The sequence below is a fragment of the Streptomyces sp. PA03-5A genome (assembly GCF_033792725.1).
GTDB lineage: Bacteria > Actinomycetota > Actinomycetes > Streptomycetales > Streptomycetaceae > Actinacidiphila.
This window is the reverse complement of the sequence record NZ_JARAVL010000042.1, coordinates 64563-82793: the sequence shown is the minus strand read 5'-3', so window position 1 is coordinate 82793 and position 18231 is coordinate 64563. Positions and strand designations below refer to the sequence as shown.

The 18231-nt window shown below is 72.1% G+C and carries 16 protein-coding genes; 3 read left to right on the top strand and 13 right to left on the bottom strand.

Features of this window, described 5'->3' with window-relative positions; genetic code table 11:
- Nucleotides 1–207: hypothetical protein (locus PV410_RS37310; RefSeq protein ID WP_500330577.1), on the bottom strand; the 207-nt coding region annotated here is incomplete at its 3' end.
- A gap of 527 nt (nt 208–734) precedes the next feature.
- Here PV410_RS37310 and PV410_RS37305 point away from each other — a divergent pair.
- The 3 genes from PV410_RS37305 to PV410_RS37295 all read left to right on the top strand — a co-directional run bounded on the left by PV410_RS37305 (nt 735) and on the right by PV410_RS37295 (nt 3944).
- Nucleotides 735–1979 (top strand): glycosyltransferase family 2 protein, encoded by a 1245-nt coding sequence (locus PV410_RS37305; RefSeq protein WP_500330576.1) that lies wholly within the window; start codon nt 735–737, stop codon nt 1977–1979.
- Nucleotides 1980–2085: 106 nt separating this feature from the next.
- A complete protein-coding gene (wecB, locus tag PV410_RS37300) occupies nt 2086–3237 on the top strand; it encodes a non-hydrolyzing UDP-N-acetylglucosamine 2-epimerase (RefSeq protein ID WP_500330575.1) in 1152 nt (383 codons plus the stop codon).
- Nucleotides 3234–3944 (top strand): calcium-binding protein, encoded by a 711-nt coding sequence (locus PV410_RS37295; RefSeq protein WP_500330573.1) that lies wholly within the window; start codon nt 3234–3236, stop codon nt 3942–3944. Before wecB ends, PV410_RS37295 begins: the two co-directional genes overlap by 4 nt.
- Before the next feature lie 62 nt (nt 3945–4006).
- Here PV410_RS37295 and PV410_RS37290 read toward each other — a convergent pair whose 3' ends face one another.
- From PV410_RS37290 to PV410_RS37235, 12 genes are all read right to left on the bottom strand, one after another.
- Nucleotides 4007–5467 carry a glutamate synthase subunit beta gene (locus tag PV410_RS37290; protein WP_500330571.1) on the bottom strand — a complete coding sequence of 487 codons (1461 nt, stop codon included), beginning with the start codon at nt 5465–5467 and terminating at the stop codon, nt 4007–4009.
- The gene (gltB, locus tag PV410_RS37285; RefSeq protein ID WP_500330589.1) at nt 5460–10049 is read right to left on the bottom strand and encodes a glutamate synthase large subunit; all 4590 of its coding nucleotides are present in this window, start codon (nt 10047–10049) and stop codon (nt 5460–5462) included. Before gltB ends, PV410_RS37290 begins: the two co-directional genes overlap by 8 nt.
- Nucleotides 10050–10323: 274 nt before the next feature.
- The gene (locus tag PV410_RS37280; protein ID WP_500330587.1) at nt 10324–11043 is read right to left on the bottom strand and encodes a VIT1/CCC1 transporter family protein; all 720 of its coding nucleotides are present in this window, start codon (nt 11041–11043) and stop codon (nt 10324–10326) included.
- A gap of 205 nt (nt 11044–11248) precedes the next feature.
- A complete protein-coding gene (lgt, locus tag PV410_RS37275) occupies nt 11249–12289 on the bottom strand; it encodes a prolipoprotein diacylglyceryl transferase (protein WP_500330569.1) in 1041 nt (346 codons plus the stop codon).
- A 75-nt stretch (nt 12290–12364) separates the two neighbouring features.
- Nucleotides 12365–13261, bottom strand: a complete 897-nt coding sequence (locus tag PV410_RS37270) for a DsbA family protein (RefSeq protein ID WP_500330567.1) — start codon at nt 13259–13261, stop codon at nt 12365–12367.
- Nucleotides 13262–13336: 75 nt separating this feature from the next.
- Complete coding sequence (gene trpA, locus PV410_RS37265; protein ID WP_500330566.1) at nt 13337–14146, bottom strand: tryptophan synthase subunit alpha; 810 nt, start codon at nt 14144–14146, stop codon at nt 13337–13339.
- Nucleotides 14143–15387 carry a tryptophan synthase subunit beta gene (gene trpB / locus PV410_RS37260; RefSeq protein ID WP_500330564.1) on the bottom strand — a complete coding sequence of 415 codons (1245 nt, stop codon included), beginning with the start codon at nt 15385–15387 and terminating at the stop codon, nt 14143–14145. The genes trpA and trpB overlap by 4 nt, the downstream gene beginning before the upstream one ends.
- A gap of 193 nt (nt 15388–15580) precedes the next feature.
- Nucleotides 15581–15718, bottom strand: coding sequence for a tryptophan biosynthesis modulator TrpM (gene trpM, locus PV410_RS37255; protein ID WP_431959897.1), 138 nt, complete (start codon nt 15716–15718; stop codon nt 15581–15583).
- A gap of 8 nt (nt 15719–15726) precedes the next feature.
- On the bottom strand, nt 15727–16536 hold the full coding sequence (trpC, locus tag PV410_RS37250; RefSeq protein ID WP_500330562.1) for an indole-3-glycerol phosphate synthase TrpC: 810 nt from the start codon (nt 16534–16536) through the stop codon (nt 15727–15729).
- Nucleotides 16537–16684: 148 nt separating this feature from the next.
- On the bottom strand, nt 16685–17101 hold the full coding sequence (locus tag PV410_RS37245) for a DUF2752 domain-containing protein (protein WP_500330560.1): 417 nt from the start codon (nt 17099–17101) through the stop codon (nt 16685–16687).
- Between the two features lie 108 nt (nt 17102–17209).
- Nucleotides 17210–17422, bottom strand: a complete 213-nt coding sequence (locus tag PV410_RS37240; RefSeq protein ID WP_500330558.1) for an HGxxPAAW family protein — start codon at nt 17420–17422, stop codon at nt 17210–17212.
- A gap of 121 nt (nt 17423–17543) precedes the next feature.
- Complete coding sequence (locus PV410_RS37235; RefSeq protein WP_500330556.1) at nt 17544–18209, bottom strand: TIGR02234 family membrane protein; 666 nt, start codon at nt 18207–18209, stop codon at nt 17544–17546.
- Nucleotides 18210–18231: the final 22 nt, after the last annotated feature.

Sequence of the window (18231 nt, the reverse complement as noted above, 5' to 3'; positions counted from 1 at the left end):
GGCCCAGCCCGTGAAGTCGACCTCGCCGAGGCCGGCGCGGCCGCCCAGGAGCTCGCCGCGGTGGCGGTGGTCGCCCTTGCCCGCGGGGCCGCGCCCTGCGGCACCGCCCGCCGGGGCGGACAGGAATGCGACCCCCAAGAGGGCCGTGATGAGCATGACGATGACGGAGACCCGGGACTTCCCGGGCCTCCTGATGCGGGATTGCATGTTTCCCCCCATTGCACCGGTTCAGAACAGGTCGCCGATTGTTCAGAGCCGCAATGCCCGATGTCAACACGATCATCGGATTCGCCTCTCGTTCGATTTTCATTCCGGCATGGAAACCCAATGCCCCCAGAAGGGTGAATCCCCCTTTCGGTACACACCCCGGAGCTGCGGCGATACCGGCGCACGCCCCGCGCGCAACCCCACGCACCGCCTATCAGGCGATGATCATCCAAAAGTATCTGCTAACTTCCTGCCCTGGAGTTCCGGACCGCCTTTCGCGCCGGAACGCATTGGGGGGACTCACTCATGTACGGAAGGCCCGCACTGGGCACAATGCTGCCGCTGGCTGGTATGGCCACGGCTTCGAGGGCTGTTCCTGGCATTCCGTTCGCCAGGGGTTTACAAATAGCGGCAGGAATGGGCTTCCTGCTGTATTGCCTGATCGCATTCGGTCTGATGGCGGCGAGACTCTGGCTCCGCCGTCCCTCGGCCCGTGCGGCGGCCGGCCGGACCGCCGGGGGCCGGTCATGACCGGCCAGTTCGCGTTGTGGGCCGCGACCGCGCTGATCGTGCTGGCCGGGACCTACAACACCACGCTGTTCCTGCTCTCCCGGCGCCACATCCGCCGGGTGCGCCAGCCGGGACGGCAGCGCTTCTACGTCTTCCTGCTCGCCTGCCTCAACGAGGAGAAGGTCCTCGCCGAGAGCCTGGCCCGGATCACCTCACTGCCCGCCGACAGCTTCGTGGCACTGGTCATCGACGACGCCTCCGACGACCGTACGTCCGAGGTCGCCCGGGCCGCCGACAGCTCGCGGGTCTGGCTCTACCGGCGCCGGCTCCCCGACGCCCGGCGCGGCAAGGGCGCGGCGCTCAACGCGGGCGTGCGCCACCTGCGGGCCTCCGGACTGCTCGGCCACCGCGCCCCCGAGGACGTCATCCTCTGCGTCGTCGACGCCGACGGCCGGCTCGACCCGCACACCATCCAGGCCGTCGACCCGTACTTCGACGACCCGGCCACCGGCGCCGTCCAGATCGGCGTCCGCATGTACAACCGGCACCTGGGGCTGCTGGCCCGGCTGCAGGACATGGAGTTCGTCGTCTACGGCGACGTCTTCCAGAGCGCCCGGCGCTTCCTGGGCAGCGTCGGCATGGGCGGCAACGGGCAGTTCATGCGGCTGTCCGCGCTCGACACGCTCGGCGGCGACGGCCCCTGGAGCGACAGCCTGACCGAGGACCTCGACCTCGGGGTCCGGCTGATCGCGCGCGGCTGGCGCAACCAGTACTGCACCACCGCCGCCGTCTCCCAGCAGGCCGTGCTCGACGTACGACGGCTGGTGCGGCAGCGCTCGCGGTGGTTCCAGGGCCACCTGCAGTCCGCCGGCCTGGTGCCGCTGATCCTGCGCGAGGTCTCCACCCGCCCGGCCCTGGACCTGCTCTACCACCTGTCCAGCCCGGTGCTGATCCTGCTCACCTCGCTGCTGCCGCTGTCCTTCCTGGTCGCCGTCGGCGGCACCGTCGCCGCCTCGTTCCAGGAGGGCCGGCCGCTGGTCTCGCCGATGTGGCTGCTCGGCCCGTACCTGCTCTCCTTCACCGCGGCCTACGTCTACGGCTTCGTCTACGCCAAGCGCGAGCGCACACTCGGGCTGGTGCGCTCCGTCCTGGCGGCGCACGCCTTCATCCTCTACGGCTACATCTGGTTCGCCGCCGGCTGGTGGGGCCTGTGGCGGATGCTCACCGGCAAGCGCACCTGGCTGAAGACCGCGCGCACCTGACGGCCCGTACTCCTTCTCGTCCCGATCACCTGCACCACCGTCCCAGGGGGGAACCATGTCCGCTCACCCATCCGAATCGCCCGGAACGACGCAAACGATCCGCTCGATGCTCGTCCTCGGCACCCGGCCGGAGGTGATCAAACTGGCCCCCGTGGCCCGGGCGATGGCGGCCTCGGAGCTGTTCGAGCCGATCGTGGTCACCACCGGACAGCACCGCGAGATGCTCCACCAGATGCTGGAGCTGCTGCAGGTGCCGGCCAGGGCCGGGCTCGACGTGATGCGCGAGCGCCAGCAGCTCTCGGAGCTGACGGCCCGTCTGGTGGAGGGACTGGGCGAGGTCATCAGGAACGACCGTCCGGACCTGGTGATCGTCCAGGGCGACACCACCACCGCGCTGGCCGGGGCGCTGGCCGCCTTCTACGAACGCGTCCCCGTCGCCCACGTCGAGGCGGGCCTGCGCACCGGCGTCCTCGACAACCCGTTCCCCGAGGAGCTCAACCGCCGGCTGATCGGGCGCATCGCCCGCTGGCACTTCGCCCCCACCCCGCGGGCCGCCGCCCACCTGCTCGCCGAGGGCACCCCCGACACCCAGGTGTTCACCACCGGCAACACGGTCATCGACAACCTGCTGTGGGTGCTCGGCGAGGGCGTCGGCCGCAGCGCCTTCCCGGGCAGCGGCCGCCGCCGGGTGCTGCTCACCCTGCACCGCCGGGAGAACCAGGGGGAGCGGATGCGCGCCATGGGCCGCGCGCTGCGCCGGCTCGGCCGGCGCGGGGACGTGGAGATCCTGCTGCCGCTGCACAAGAGCCCGGCCGTGCGCGAGGCCCTGCTGCCCGAACTGACCGGCCACCACGCCGTGCACGTCGTCGAACCGCTGGGCTACCCCGACTTCGCGGCGACCCTCGCCGACTGCGAGCTGGTCCTCACCGACTCCGGCGGCATCCAGGAGGAGGCGCCCAGCCTCGGCAAGCCCGCGCTGGTGCTCCGTACCACCACCGAGCGGCCGGAGGCCGTGGAGGCGGGCGCGGCCCGGCTGATCGGCACCGACCCCGAGGCGATCCTGACGGCCGCGGGCCGGCTGCTGGACGACCCGGCGGAGTACCACCGCATGGCGACCGCGGGCAATCCCTTCGGCGACGGACGGGCGGCAGAACGCGTGCTCGCCCAGCTCGCCGAGGACTTCGGCGAGGACGTGCCCACCACGCTCTCCTCCGCGGTCCCGCCGCCCCGTGCCCCGGAGCCCTCCCCCGCGGCATGACCACCGTCCTGAGGTCCTCCGTGCTCCGGCCCCTCCGCCCACCGCGGCGGAGGGGCCCGCGGTCCGCCGGGCTGGTGCTCGCCCTGCTGCTGGTGGTGGGCGGCGTGGTGTACGCGTGCCAGGGGCGCGGCGGCGCCGGGCCCGGCTGGACGGACGGCACGGTGCACGGGCCCTGGCTGTCGGTGTACGACGGCTACGGCGACAACCGCGGGGACGCCACGTCGCTGCTGCTCTCGCCGGGCGTGGCCGACCGCCCGGACGTCACGCACGCGGGCCTGGTGGTCTCCACCGAGGAGTACGGGGACATGGCCTACGGGGCGCGGACGCGGACGCTCCGTCAGCTGCGCACCCCCCGGCCCAACCCGTGGGAAGTGCCGTGGCTGGTGTGGGCGTACCGCGACCCGGAGCACTTCTACTACCTCGCCCTCAAGCCGAACGGCTGGGAGCTGGGCAAGCGCGACCCGGCGTACCCGGGTGGCCAGCGCTTCCTGGCCACCGGTCCGGCGCCGTTCCCCACCGGGCGCTGGTACCGGATCGAGGTGGAGCAGCGCGGCGCCACGCTCACGATCACGGTCGACGGGCGCTTCCTGACCTCGTTCGCGGACGCCGAACGCCCCTACACCCGGGGCGGCGTGGGCGCCTACACCGAGGACGCCCTGGTGGAGTTCCACGACATGGCAGTGCGGCGCCTGCCCCCGGTCGGGTGAGGGCAGGCGCCGCGTTCCGTTCCGTACGCCCTTGTACGGGACGTCTCAGGTGTGACGGAGGGTCAGACCGTCAGCGGGCGATCCGTCGGACGGATCGGGGCCGGCAGGATGCTCGCGCCGGTGAGGTAGTGGTCCACCGCGCGGGCCGCGGAACGGCCCTCGGCGATGGCCCACACGATCAACGACTGGCCGCGGCCCGCGTCACCGGCGACGAAGACACCGTCCACGTTGGTGGTGAAGTCCTTGTCGCGGGCGATGTTGCCGCGGGCGTCGAGCTCCAGGCCGAGCTGCTCGACCAGGCCGTTGCGCTGGTCGGTGCCGGTGAAGCCCATGGCGAGGGTGACCAGTTCGGCAGGGATCACCTTCTCGGTGCCGGGCTGCGGGACGAACTTCCCGTCCTGGAACTCGACCTCGACCAGGTGCAGCGCCTTGACGTTGCCGTCCTCGTCGCCCTCGAACCTCATGGTGTTGACAGCGTAGACCCGCTCGCCGCCCTCCTCGTGGGCGGAGGTGACCTTGTACGTCATCGGCATGGTCGGCCAGGGCTGGTGCGCCGGGCGGTCCTCCGACGGCCGGGGCATGATCTCCAGCTGGGTGACCGAGCGGGCGCCCTGGCGGTGCGCGGTGCCGACGCAGTCGGCGCCGGTGTCGCCACCGCCGATGACGACCACGTGCTTGCCCTCGGCGGTGATCGGCGGGGCGACGAAGTCGCCCTCCTGCACCTTGTTGGCCAGCGGCAGGTACTCCATCGCCTGGTAGATGCCGCCGAGTTCGCGTCCCTCGGCGGGCAGGTCGCGCCACTGGGTGGCGCCCGCGGCGATCACCACGGCGTCGTACCGCTTGCGCAGTGCGCTGCCCGGCATGTCGCGGCCGACCTCGACACCGGTGCGGAACTTGGTGCCCTCCGCGCGCATCTGCTCGATGCGGCGGTTGATGTGCCGCTTCTCCATCTTGAACTCGGGGATGCCGTACCGCAGCAGACCGCCGATGCGGTCGGCCCGCTCGTACACCGCGACGGTGTGGCCGGCCCGGGTCAGCTGCTGGGCGGCGGCCAGGCCCGCCGGGCCGGAGCCGATGACGGCGACGGTCTTGCCGGAGAGCCGGTCCGGGGGCTGCGGGGTGACGTCCCCGCTGTCCCAGGCCTTGTCGATGATGGTGACCTCGACGTTCTTGATGGTCACCGCCGGCTGGTTGATGCCGAGCACACAGGCGGACTCGCAGGGGGCCGGGCAGAGGCGACCGGTGAACTCCGGGAAGTTGTTGGTCGCGTGCAGGCGCTCGCTGGCGGCCTTCCAGTCCTCACGGTAGGCGTAGTCGTTCCACTCGGGGATCAGGTTCCCCAGCGGACAGCCGTTGTGGCAGAAGGGGATGCCGCAGTCCATGCAGCGTCCGGCCTGCTTGGTGATGATCGGCAGCAGGCCGCCGGGAACGTAGACCTCGTTCCAGTCCTGCTTGCGCTCCTCGACCGGACGGGTCGGAGCGGTCTCGCGGGGCGTGGTGAGGAAGCCCTTCGGGTCAGCCATTTGCCGCCTCCATCATCTTCGCGACGGTCTCGGACTCGGAGAGCCCGGCTTGCTCGGCGGCGTTCTTGGCGGCGAGCACTGCCTTGTAGTCCCGCGGCATGACCTTGCCGAAGCGGGTGAGGGTGTGGCCCCAGTCGGCGAGGAGCTTCTCGGCGACGGTGGAGCCCGTCTCCTCCTGGTGGCGGCGCACCACGTCGTGCAGCCACTTGATGTCGTCGGCGTCCAGCTCCTCGACGTTCACCATGCCGGTGTTGACGTTGTCCGGGTCGAGGTCGAGGACGTACGCGATGCCGCCCGACATGCCGGCCGCGAAGTTGCGGCCGGTCGGGCCGAGCACCAGTGCCCGGCCACCGGTCATGTACTCGCAGCCGTGGTCGCCCACGCCCTCGGACACGACGGTGGCGCCGGAGTTGCGGACGCAGAAGCGCTCGCCGGTGGTGCCGCGCAGGAAGAGCTCACCTCCGGTGGCGCCGTACGCGATGGTGTTGCCGGCGATGGTCGAGTACTCGGCCAGGTGGTCGGCGCCCCGGTCGGGACGGACGATCACCCGGCCGCCGGACAGGCCCTTGCCGACGTAGTCGTTGGCGTCGCCCTCCAGGCGGAGCGTGATGCCCTTGGGGAGGAAGGCGCCGAAGGACTGGCCCGCGGAGCCGGTCAGGGTGATGTCGACGGTGTCGTCGGGCAGGCCGGCGCCGCCGTACTTCTTGGTCACCTCGTGGCCGAGCATGGTGCCGACCGTGCGGTTGACGTTGCGGATCGCGACCTGGGCGCGGACCGGGTCGCCGTTGTCGAGGGCGTCCTTGGCGAGTGCGATGAGCTCGTTGTCGAGCGCCTTGCCCAGGCCGTGGTCCTGGTCGATGGTGCGGTGCAGGGCCGCGCCCTCGGGCAGCTCGGGCACGTGGAAGAGCGGGGCGAGGTCCATGCCCTGCGCCTTCCAGTGGGTGACGGCCGCGGTGGTGTCGATCAGCTCGGCGTGGCCGACGGCCTCCTCGATCGAGCGGAAGCCCAGCTCGGCCAGGAGCTCGCGGACCTCCTGCGCGATGAACTCGAAGAAGTTCACCACGTACTCGGCCTTGCCGGTGAAGCGGTCGCGCAGCACCGGGTTCTGGGTGGCGATGCCGACCGGACAGGTGTCCAGGTGGCACACCCGCATCATCACGCAGCCGGAGACCACCAGCGGGGCGGTCGCGAAGCCGAACTCCTCGGCGCCCAGCAGGGCGGCGATGACGACGTCGCGGCCGGTCTTCAGCTGGCCGTCGGTCTGGACGACGATGCGGTCGCGCAGGCCGTTGAGCAGCAGCGTCTGCTGCGTCTCGGCCAGGCCCAGCTCCCAGGGGCCGCCCGCGTGCTTCAGGGAGGTCAGCGGGGAGGCGCCGGTGCCGCCGTCGTGGCCGGAGATCAGCACGACGTCGGCGTGGGCCTTGGAGACGCCCGCCGCGACCGTGCCGACGCCGACCTCGGAGACCAGCTTCACGTGGATGCGGGCCTGCGGGTTGGCGTTCTTGAGGTCGTGGATCAGCTGCGCCAGGTCCTCGATGGAGTAGATGTCGTGGTGCGGCGGCGGCGAGATCAGGCCGACACCGGGGGTGCTGTGCCGGGTCCTGCCGATCCACGGGTAGACCTTGTGGCCGGGCAGCTGGCCGCCCTCACCGGGCTTGGCGCCCTGGGCCATCTTGATCTGGATGTCGTCCGCGTTGACCAGGTACTCCGAGGTGACGCCGAAGCGGCCGGAGGCGACCTGCTTGATCGCGGAACGGCGCGCCGGGTCGTACAGGCGGTCCGGGTCCTCGCCGCCCTCGCCGGTGTTGGACTTGCCGCCCAGCTGGTTCATGGCGATGGCCAGCGTCTCGTGCGCCTCGCGCGAGATGGAGCCGTACGACATGGCGCCGGTGGAGAAGCGCTTGACGATCTCGGAGACCGGCTCGACCTCGTCGACCGGGATCGGGGCGCGCTCGCCGTCCTTGAAGGCGAACAGGCCGCGGAGCGTCATCAGGCGCTCGGACTGCTCGTTCACCCGGTCCGTGTACTGCTTGAAGATGTCGTAGCGGCGCGAGCGGGTGGCGTGCTGCAGCCGGAAGACCGTCTCCGGGTCGAACAGGTGCGGCTCGCCCTCGCGGCGCCACTGGTACTCGCCGCCGATCTCCAGCCGGCGGTGCGCCGGGGCGATGCCGGAGGCGGGGTAGGCCTTGGCGTGCCGGGCGGCGACCTCCTTGGCGACCACGTCGATGCCGGCGCCGCCGAGCTTGGTCGTGGTGCCGTGGAAGTAGGTGTCGACGAAGTCGTTGTCCAGGCCGATGGCCTCGAAGACCTGCGCACCGCGGTAGGAGGCGACGGTGGAGATGCCCATCTTGGACATCACCTTCAGTACGCCCTTGCCCAGCGCCTTGATCAGGTTCCTGATGGCCGCCTCGGGCTCCAGACCCTGGAGGAAGGTGCCCGCGCGCAGCAGGTCCTCGACCGACTCCATCGCCAGGTACGGGTTGACCGCCGCGGCACCGTAGCCGATGAGCAGCGCGACGTGGTGCACCTCGCGGACGTCGCCGGCCTCGACCAGCAGGCCCACCTGGGTGCGCTGCTTGGTGCGGATGAGGTGGTGGTGCACGGCGGAGGTGAGCAGCAGCGACGGGATCGGCGCGTGCTCGGCGTCCGAGTGCCGGTCGGAGAGCACGATCAGCCGGGCGCCGTCCTCTATGGCGGCGTCGGCCTCGGCGCAGATCTCGGTGAGCCGCGCGGCCAGGGCCTCGCCGCCGCCGGAGACCCGGTACAGGCCCGACAGCGTCGCGGCCTTCAGGCCCGGCATGTCGCCGTCGGCGTTGATGTGGATGAGCTTGGCCAACTCGTCGTTGTCGATCACCGGGAAGGGCAGGGTGATGTTGCGACAGGACGCCGGCGACGGCTCCAGCAGGTTGCCGGACGGGCCGACGGCGCTGATCAGCGAGGTGACCAGCTCCTCCCGGATGGCGTCCAGCGGGGGGTTGGTGACCTGCGCGAACAGCTGGGTGAAGTAGTCGAAGAGCAGCCGGGGCCGCTCGGACAGCGCCGCGATCGGCGAGTCGGTGCCCATGGAGCCCAGCGGCTCACCGCCGGTCTTCGCCATCGGCGCCAGGATGATCCGCAGCTCCTCCTCGGTGTACCCGAAGGTCTGCTGGCGGCGGGTGACCGAGGCGTGGGTGTGCACGATGTGCTCGCGCTCGGGCAGGTCGTTGAGGTGGATCAGGCCGGCTTCCAGCCACTCCGCGTAGGGGTGCTCGGCGGCGAGCTGGGCCTTGATCTCGTCGTCCTCGATGATCCGGTGCCGGGCCGTGTCGACCAGGAACATCTTCCCGGGCTGCAGCCGGCCCTTGCGGACCACCTTGTCCGGGGAGATGTCGTCCAGCACGCCGGACTCGGAGGCGAGCACGACCAGGCCGTCGTCGGTGACCCAGTAGCGCCCCGGACGCAGGCCGTTGCGGTCCAGGACGGCGCCGACGACGGAACCGTCGGTGAAGGTGACGCAGGCCGGGCCGTCCCAGGGCTCGATCAGGGTGGAGTGGTACTGGTAGAAGGCGCGCCGGGCCGGGTCCATCGAGTCGTGGTTCTCCCACGCCTCGGGGATCATCATCAGCACGCTGTGGGGCAGCGAGCGGCCGCCGAGGTGGAGCAGCTCCAGCACCTCGTCGAAGGTCGCCGTGTCCGAGGCGTCCGGCGTGCAGACCGGGAAGATCCGGTCCAGGTCGCCGCCGAAGTGGCCCGAGGCGAGCTGCGACTCGCGGGCGCGCATCCAGTTGCGGTTGCCCTTGACGGTGTTGATCTCACCGTTGTGGGCGACGAAGCGGTACGGGTGCGCCAGCGGCCAGCTGGGGAAGGTGTTGGTGGAGAAGCGGGAGTGCACCAGGGCGATGGCGGTGGCGGTGCGCTCGTCGGACAGGTCCGGGAAGAAGGGCTCCAGCTGGCCGGTGGTCAGCATGCCCTTGTAGACGAGCGTCCGGGCCGACAGCGACGGGAAGTAGACGTCCGCCTCGCGCTCGGCGCGCTTGCGCAGCACGAAGGCGGGGCGGTCGAGGTCGATCCCGGACCGCGCGTCCTCGGCGTCCGAGACGAAGAGCTGGGAGAAGTGCGGCATCGTCGAGCGCGCCGTGGCGCCGAGGACGTCGGGGCCGATCGGCACCTCGCGCCAGCCGAGGACGGTCAGTCCCTCCTCGGCGGCCAGCCGCTCGATGGACTCGACGGCCTTGCGGCGGTCCTCGTCCTCGACGGGCAGGAAGGCCGTGCCGACCGCGTACCGGCCGGCGGCGGGCAGCTCGAAACCGGCGACCGCCCTCAGGAACGCGTCCGGGACCTGCATCAGGATGCCCGCGCCGTCGCCGGAGTCCGGCTCGGAGCCGGTGGCCCCGCGGTGCTCCAGGTTGCGCAGCACGGTCAGTGCCTGCTCCACGAGCGCGTGGTCCGCCTCGCCGGTGAGGGTGGCCACGAAGCCGACGCCGCAGGCGTCGTGCTCGTTGCGGGGGTCGTACATCCCCTGGGGGGCGGGACGCCCGTCCATGTGGGACCACCGGCCGGAACCGGAGCCGGCGGTCTGGGGGTGCGTGGACGCGGAACGCATCGGCTCTCCCGTCGTCGTCATCTGGCATATGACATGCGCACTAGGGACGACGTTGGCCCTCTGCGATTTCGTGCAGGTTACATGATGGCCGGATGGCCGAAAAGTGGATAGCCAGTTCCATCATGTGGACTAAGCAGCGCTACGAGCAGGCAGTATGGGCCAGCATCGCTCACGTGAGACGCAGGCGACACTGCCCACGGCGCCACAGACTGATGCCCTGTGTTGGTCGCGCTGAAACGAGCGGGTAACAAGTGGCTTGTGGCCGTCACCCGGCTCAGCCGACGGCGGTGCCGAACAGCGCGCCCAGAACGAAGGTAACCCCGGCGGCGGCTCCGCCCAAGACGAGCTGCCGAAGTCCGCTGAACCACCAGCTGCGCGCCGTCACACGGGCCACAGCCGCCCCACAGAGGAAGAGACCGATCAGCGCGACGATCACCGCGGGCCAGACCACCGTTGCGCCGATCAGGTACGGGAGCACCGGCAGCAGGGCGCCGACGCCGAAGGACACGAACGAGGAACCGGCCGCCACCAGCGGCGACGGCAGGTCGGTCGGGTCGACGCCCAGCTCCTCGCGGGCGTGGATCTCCAGGGCCTGCTCCGGGTCCCTGGACATCTGCCGGGCCACCTCTTCGGCCAGCTCCGGCTCGACGCCCCGGGCGACGTACAGCGCGGCCAGTTCGCGCAGCTCGTCCGTGGGGTTGCGGCGCAGTTCCAGCCGCTCGACGTCCAGCTCTGCCTGGACCAGCTCCCGCTGGGAGGCGACGGAGGTGTACTCGCCCGCGGCCATCGAGAAGGCGCCCGCCGCGAGTCCGGCCAATCCGGTGATCACGATGGTCGAGGGGGCGACGTTGCCGCCCGCGACGCCGGTCATGAGCGCGAGGTTCGACACCAGGCCGTCCATCGCCCCGAACACGGCCGGACGAAGCCAGCCGCCGCTGACGTCCCGGTGGGTGTGGTGCGCCACGTGGTACGGCGCGACCCGCTCGTCCTCCATGGCTGACGGCATGGTCGATCTGCTCCTTCCCCCGGGGCGGCGATCCCCGCGTCCCTCCCTCGAACGCCTCGACCGTACGCTCGAATTCCCTGCGTTTCCAGCAAGGAAAGCCTGCCTTACCTGCGAAAACGCGCCCGGAGACGAAACGCCGCGGCCGCCGTCACCAGGGTGGTGAACGGCGGCCGCGGGCTGCGCGACGTACGCGTCAGAGGTTCTTGGCGGGCTTGGCCTCGGCGTCGACGGGGACGGCGCCGTCCTCCTCGTCCCGGTCCGGGCCGGGCTCCGCCCCGTCGGCTTCGGTCTTCTCGGCGTCCACGTCCGCTTCCGTGTCCGTCGCCTGCTCGCCCTCGGCGTCCTTGGCGTCCTTGGCCTTCGCGTCGGGGTCCGTCCCCTCCGCGGAGGCCTCGGCCGCGGCGACGGCCGCCGGCTCGACGACCTCCTCACGGCCCGGCCGCAGCCTCGCCGAGACCACGATGTAGACCACGGCGGCGACGAAGACCAGGATCGACGTCCAGTCGTTGAGACGCAGGCCGAGGACGTGGTGGGCGTCGTCGACGCGCAGGTACTCGATCCAGAAGCGCCCGACGGTGTACGCCGCGACGTAGAGCGCGAAGGCGCGGCCGTGGCCGAGCCGGAAGCGCCGGTCGGCCCAAATGACCAGCAGGGCCACGCCCACGCACCACAGCGACTCGTAGAGGAAGGTCGGGTGGTACGTCGCGACGTCCAGGCTGTCCGCCGGCCGGTGGGCGCTGTCGATCTTCAGCGCCCAGGGCACATCGGTGGCGCGCCCGTACAGCTCCTGGTTGAACCAGTTGCCCCAGCGGCCGATGGCCTGTGCGAAGGCGATGCCCGGCGCCACGGCGTCGGCGTACGCGGGCAGCGAGATGCCGCGGCGCCGGCAGCCGATCCAGGCGCCGAGGGCACCCAGGGCGATGGCGCCCCAGATGCCGAGGCCGCCCTCCCAGATCTTGAACGCGTTGACCCAGTCCTTGCCCTCACCGAAGTAGAGCTCGTAACTGGTGATCACGTGGTAGAGGCGGCCGCCGACCAGGCCGAAGGGCACCGCCCAGACGGCGATGTCGGCGACCGTGGTCTTCAGTCCGCCGCGGGCGACCCATCGCCTGCCGCCGAGCCACACGGCCACGAAGACACCGATGATGATGCAGAAGGCATAGCCGCGCAGAGGGATGGGGCCGAGGTGGATGACCCCGCGCGACGGGCTGGGAATGAAGGCGATGAGTTCCATGGCACTGCCGACGCTACCGTGCCGGGCGGGTGCGGCGGGCACCCGCCCGGCAACGGCTGGATAACGGGCGGGAGCTCAGCCGCCCTGCGAGGCCGCGGGAGAGCCTCCCGCGGTCGCGGAGCCGCTCGCCGATCCCGGCGCACCCGGCGACCCGGAAGCGCTCGGCGGGGTGGCGCCCTGCGTCGCGGTGCCGGGCTTCTTGCCCTTGTTGGCCTCGGTGACCAGCTGCTTCAGCCGGTCCGCGGTCAGGTTGGGCTGCCCCTTGGCGAGCAGGTTCCCCCCGCCGTTGAGCAGGATGGTGGGCGTGGAGTTGAAGCCGGCGGCGCCGAAGGCCTCGTTGTTGGCGTTCACCCAGTCGTCGTACGTGCCGTCCTTCACGCAGGTGGTGAAGGCGTCGGTCTTCAGTCCCGGCACCTTGCCCGCAAGCTCCAGCAGGTAGGTCTTGTCGGCGAAGTGGTCGTCGTTCTCCTGCGGCTGGTTCCGGTAGAGGACGTCGTGGTACGCGCGGAACTTGCCCTCGTCCTGCGCGCAGGCCGCGGCGTTGGCGGCGTTGAGCGATCCGGTACCGCCCAGGTTCCCGTCGATGAGCCGGACGAGGTGGTACTCGACCTTGAGCTGGCCCTGGTCCTGGAGGGCGTGGATGGTGTCGCGGAGCTCGTTCTCGTAGGCCGCGCAGGCCGGGCACCGGAAGTCCTCGTACACGGTCAGGGTGGACGGGGCGTCGCTCGCGCCGTTGGGGAGGGCCAGCTTGTCCTTGCCGGTCGCGCCCACCGGGGTGACGGCCGGGGCGCCGGAACCACCGCCGCTGCCCGCCACCACGATCCCGATGACGGCGCCGACGGCCAGGACCCCCACCACGGAGCCCGCGACGATCAGCGTCCTCTTGCGCTTGTGCCGGCGCTCGTCCTCCGCGCGCTGCTCCTGCAGCCGGTCCCGGGCACTGCGCTTTCCTTCACGGTTCTTCTCGCTCACACCCAGGCACAACGAACCGGGGGCACGCTCGCGCGTACCCCCGGCCCATGTTTCGCCCGGAAGAGTGAGGCGCCGCTACCGGCGGACGCCCTGGGCGAGGTCCGCCGCCAGCTCGCGCACCCCGGCCAGGCCCTGCTCCAGGTCCGGCGCGTCGAGCAGCCGCTTGACGAACGCCGAGCCGACGATCACCCCGTCCGCGAAACCCGCCACCTCGGCCGCCTGGGCGGCGTTGGAGACGCCCAGGCCCACGCAGACCGGCAGCTCGGTCTGGGCCCGGGTGCGCCGCACCAGGTCGGCCGCCTCGGCGCCGACGCTCTCACGGGTGCCGGTGACGCCCATCAGCGAGGCCGCGTAGACGAAGCCGGAGCCCGCCGCCGTGATCTTCGCCAGCCGCTCGTCCCGGCTGCTCGGGGCGACCACGAAGACGGTGGCCAGTCCGTGCTGCTCGGCGGCCTTCCGCCACACCTCGGACTCCTCCACCGGCAGGTCCGGCAGGATGCAGCCCGCGCCGCCCGCCTCTGCCAGCTCGGCCGCGAAGCGCTCGGTGCCGTAGCGGTCCACCGGGTTCCAGTACGTCATGACCAGGATCGGCTTCCCGGTCGCGGCGTGCGCCTCCCGCACCGTGCGCAGCACGTCCTTGATCCGCACACCGCCGCGCAGCGCGATGTCGTCCGCGGTCTGGATGACCGGGCCGTCCAGCACGGGGTCGCTGTGCGGCAGGCCGATCTCGACGACGTCGGCACCGCCCTCCAGGGCCGCCTTCGCCGCCTCGATGCCGCCCTCCACGGTCGGGAAACCGGCCGGGAGGTAGGCCACCAGGGCAGCGCGCCCCTCGGCCCTGGCACCGGCCAGGGTCCGGTCCAGCAGCTCGATCTGCCCGCTCACCGCTGTGCTCCTTCAGACTCGTCGTACAGCCCGAAGTAGCGGGCGGCCGTGTCCATGTCCTTGTCACCGCGGCCGGAGAGGTTGACCAGGACCAGGCCCTCCTCGCCCAGCTCCCGGCCGACTCCCAGCGCGCCGGCGAGGGCGTGGGCGCTCTCGATGGCCGGGATGATGCCCTCGGTGCGGGACAGCAGGCGCAGCGCCTGCATCGCCTCGTCGTCGGTGACCGGGCGGTACTCGGCGCGGCCGGTCTCCTTGAGGTAGGCGTGCTCGGGGCCGATGCCGGGGTAGTCCAGGCCAGCCGAGATCGAGTACGGCTCGGTGATCTGGCCCTCGTCGTCCTGCAGGACGTAGGAGCGGGAGCCGTGCAGGATGCCGGGCTCGCCGACGGTGAGCGTCGCCGCGTGCTCGCCGGAGTCCACGCCGTGCCCTGCCGCCTCCAGGCCCACCAGACGCACGGACCCGTCCGGGATGAAGGCGTGGAACAGGCCGATCGCGTTGGACCCGCCGCCCACGCAGGCGGCGACCACGTCCGGCAGCCGGCCCGCGCGCTCCAGGATCTGGCGGCGGGCCTCGACGCCGATGACGCGGTGGAAGTCGCGCACCATCGCCGGGAAGGGGTGCGGGCCCGCGACCGTGCCGAAGAGGTAGTGGGTGCGGTCCACGTTGGCGACCCAGTCGCGGAACGCCTCGTTGATCGCGTCCTTCAGCGTGCGGCTGCCGGACTTCACGGGGATGACCTCGGCGCCGAGGATGCGCATGCGGGCGACGTTGAGCGCCTGGCGCTCGGTGTCGACCTCGCCCATGTAGATGGTGCACTCCAGGCCGAACAGGGCGCAGGCGGTGGCCGTCGCCACGCCGTGCTGGCCGGCGCCGGTCTCGGCGATGACCCGGGTCTTGCCCATGCGCTTGGTGAGCAGCGCCTGGCCCAGCACGTTGTTGATCTTGTGCGAGCCGGTGTGGTTGAGGTCCTCCCGCTTGAGGAAGACCCGTGCCCCGCCGGCGTGCTCCGCGAACCGCGGCACCTCGGTGAGCGGGCTCGGCCGGCCGGTGTAGTGCACCAGCAGGTCGTTCAGTTCCGCGGCGAAGGCCGGATCGGACTTTGCCTTGTCGTACTCCACGGCGACCTCGTCCACGGCGGCGACCAGCGCCTCCGGGATGAACTTGCCGCCGAACCGGCCGAAGTAGCCCTCGGCACTGGGCACCCGGCCCTCGGGGTCGGGGATGAAGAAGTCTTCGGACATGACGTTCTCGGCTCCTTCGGGGGCGTGCGTCGGCAGCCCCCAGGGTTTCGCGTACCAATGGTCACGTTACGGCGCGTTCGGCGCCGCCGGCGGCATGCGCACGCCCGCGGCCGGGGAGCACGGCGGGACGCTCACCGGCGCGGTGGCCGGTGGGCACGCCCGTGCCCCGGTCATCAGGAGGACGGCGCTGCCGTCAGCGCCATCGGCGCCCGTTGATCTGACCCGGCTCGCAGCCGATGTGGTAGCGCACGCGGCGGCCGAGGACGCGCCGCGCGGGCGCGCGGCAGCCACGGGGACGGCAGCCCCGGGCCAGTCGCGCGTAGGTCGTCATGGTGCCGGTCAGCCCCGTCCGTGGCGCAGCGCGGGGTGCGCGCCGGCGGCCACGAGGTCGGCCACGGCGGCCTTGGGGTCGCGGCCGGTCACCAGCGATTCGCCGACGAGGACGGCGTCGGCGCCGTCGTTGGCGTAGGCGATGAGGTCGTGCGGGCCGCGGACGCCGGACTCGGCCACCTTGACGATGTGGTCCGGGATCTCCGGGGCGACGCGGGCGAAGGTGCCGCGGTCGACCTCGAGGGTCTTGAGGTTGCGCGCGTTGACGCCGATGATGCGGGCGCCCGCGTCGACGGCGCGCTCGACCTCCTCCTCGTCGTGCACCTCGACCAGCGGGGTGAGCCCGATGGACCCGGCCCGCTCGATCAGGGAGACCAGCGCGTCCTGCTCCAGCGCCGCGACGATCAGCAGCGCCAGGTCGGCACCGTAGGCGCGGGCCTCCCAGAGCTGGTAGGCGGTGACGATGAAGTCCTTGCGGAGCACGGGGATGTCGACCTTGGCCCGGACGGCCTCGAGGTCGGCCAGCGAGCCGCCGAAGCGGCGCTGTTCGGTGAGGACCGAGATGACGGCGGCGCCGCCCGCCTCGTAGTCCGCGGCCAGGCCCGCGGGGTCGGCGATGGCGGCCAGAGCGCCCTTGGAGGGGCTGGACCGCTTGACCTCGCAGATGACCTTGACGCTGTCGCCGCGCAGGGCCGCCACGCCGTCCTTGGCGTCGCGCGCCTTCGCCGCCCGCTCCTTGAGCTCGTCGAGGGAGACCCGGGCCTGCCGCTCGGCGAGGTCCTCGCGGACTCCGTCGATGATCTCGTCGAGCACACTCACGCGAGAGGACCCCTTCCGAAAGCGAAACGATCAAGCCAGTGAGATGTTCCACCAGCACTGCGATGGTAACCGCCGGTGGGCGGAGGACCCGCATCCGGCGGGGCGGGGGCCCACCGGACGGACGGTCCGGTCGTCCCTTCGTCGCTGGTCAGGGCGCCAGCGCGGTCCCGAACGGAAGGTTCCGGACGACGGTGAAGAGCAGCACGGCACCCGTGATCGCCCACCAGTGGACGGCCCGCAGCGCGAGCGGGAAGGGCCGGCCGCGCAGCGTCCGGATGAGCCAGACCGTCCACACCACGGCGAAGAGCAGGTAGCCCGCCACGGCCAGCGCGTTGAGGCCGAACGCCGTGCCGAAGTCGCCGTGCACGACCGCGTACGCGCTGCGCAGCCCGCCGCAGCCGGGGCAGTACAGGCCCGTGTAGTGCAGCAGGGGGCAGACCGGGTAGTGCCCGGCCTCGTTCGGGTCGAAGGTGCCGACGTACGCGAAGGCGGCGGCGACACCGCCGAGCACGCCCAGCGGGGCGGCGAGGGCAATCGGCTTCGGCCTGGCGGCGGTCTCGGTCACGCGGTGATTGTCCCGCGCCGCGGCCGGCAGGGACACCCGGGGTGGCCGGAAAGGACGCAGCCGCCGCCGGCGGATGCGCCGGCGGCGGCTGCGGGGTCCGTGCCCGGGTCAGCCGTGCTGCTTCTCCGGCACCGGCTTGCCGAGGCCCGCGGCGCGCATGCCGAGACCGACCAGACCGCCCAGGGCGGCGACCGCCAGGCCGGCGAACATACCGATCGGCTCCGCCAGGACGACGAAGGCAGCCGCGACGCAGAAGCCGATGAAGGCGATGGTCACGCCGGTCCAGGCGGCAGGGGTGTGTCCGTGGCTGTTGCCCGCCATGAGTGCTCCCAAGTCGTTCTACAAAAGGGTCGTCAGTTGCTCCGCCCGCGCGATGGCGCGCGTCACGCGCCATTGTCCCCCGTTCCGCTGACGCTCCGCGCGCGGGGGGTGGCCCGGCGCGTCAGGGCGCCTCGGTGGGGTCCTCGCCGCGGTCCAGCGCCTTCCACAGGTCCTCGGGGCGCTCCTCGCCGGCGGCGGGTGCGGCGGTACGGGCGGGCTGCGACGCCTTCGGGGTGTCGCGGTCGTACCGGTTCGACATCCCGGGCCAGGTCCGGGCGCGGAGGAGGGCGACGGCGCCTGCGGACAGCAGCAGCGCCCCACCGGCCGCGGAGACGCCCGGCCAGGCGCTGGTGGCGGCCCCGGTGACGGTCGTACGGCTGAGGCCGCTGGCGGTCGCCGCGGCGGCGTCCAGGGCCGCGGTGTCGCCGAGCGCGAGCAGCGCCGCCGCGAGGGCCCCGGCCCCGCACAGCGCGAGCAGCCCGCCGACGAGCAGCCGGGCCGCTCCCCGTACGGCGAAGACCGCCACGAGGGCGGCGAGTCCCACCAGCGCGAGCGCGCCCGGCACCCCGGTGACCTGGTGGCCGGAGACACTGACCGGCATCCCGCCGCCGGCGAACGGGGCGCTGCCCTTCTGCCAGGTCTTGCCCGAGGCCAGGAGCACGACCGCGGCGCCGGCCACGCCGCTCGCCAGGGCGAGGACGAGGCTGCCGCGGCCGGCCGCCCGGCGGGGTGCGGGCTCGCCGGACGGTTCTGCGACGGTGCGGGGCTGGGGTACGGAACTGCTCACCGGACCACTATCCCCCGTCGCT

Bases quoted from the DNA above. Each gene is read 5' to 3' on its own strand.
- PV410_RS37305 (WP_500330576.1), top strand. From the start codon at position 735: ATGACCGGCCAGTTCGCGTTGTGGGCCGCGACCGCGCTGATCGTGCTG.
- wecB (WP_500330575.1), top strand. From the start codon at position 2,086: ATGCTCGTCCTCGGCACCCGGCCGGAGGTGATCAAACTGGCCCCCGTG.
- PV410_RS37295 (WP_500330573.1), top strand. From the start codon at position 3,234: ATGACCACCGTCCTGAGGTCCTCCGTGCTCCGGCCCCTCCGCCCACCG.
- PV410_RS37290 (WP_500330571.1), bottom strand. From the start codon at position 5,467: ATGGCTGACCCGAAGGGCTTCCTCACCACGCCCCGCGAGACCGCTCCG.
- gltB (WP_500330589.1), bottom strand. From the start codon at position 10,049: ATGCGTTCCGCGTCCACGCACCCCCAGACCGCCGGCTCCGGTTCCGGC.
- PV410_RS37280 (WP_500330587.1), bottom strand. From the start codon at position 11,043: ATGGAGGACGAGCGGGTCGCGCCGTACCACGTGGCGCACCACACCCAC.
- lgt (WP_500330569.1), bottom strand. From the start codon at position 12,289: ATGGAACTCATCGCCTTCATTCCCAGCCCGTCGCGCGGGGTCATCCAC.
- trpB (WP_500330564.1), bottom strand. From the start codon at position 15,387: ATGTCCGAAGACTTCTTCATCCCCGACCCCGAGGGCCGGGTGCCCAGT.
- trpM (WP_431959897.1), bottom strand. From the start codon at position 15,718: ATGACGACCTACGCGCGACTGGCCCGGGGCTGCCGTCCCCGTGGCTGC.
- PV410_RS37240 (WP_500330558.1), bottom strand. From the start codon at position 17,422: ATGGCGGGCAACAGCCACGGACACACCCCTGCCGCCTGGACCGGCGTG.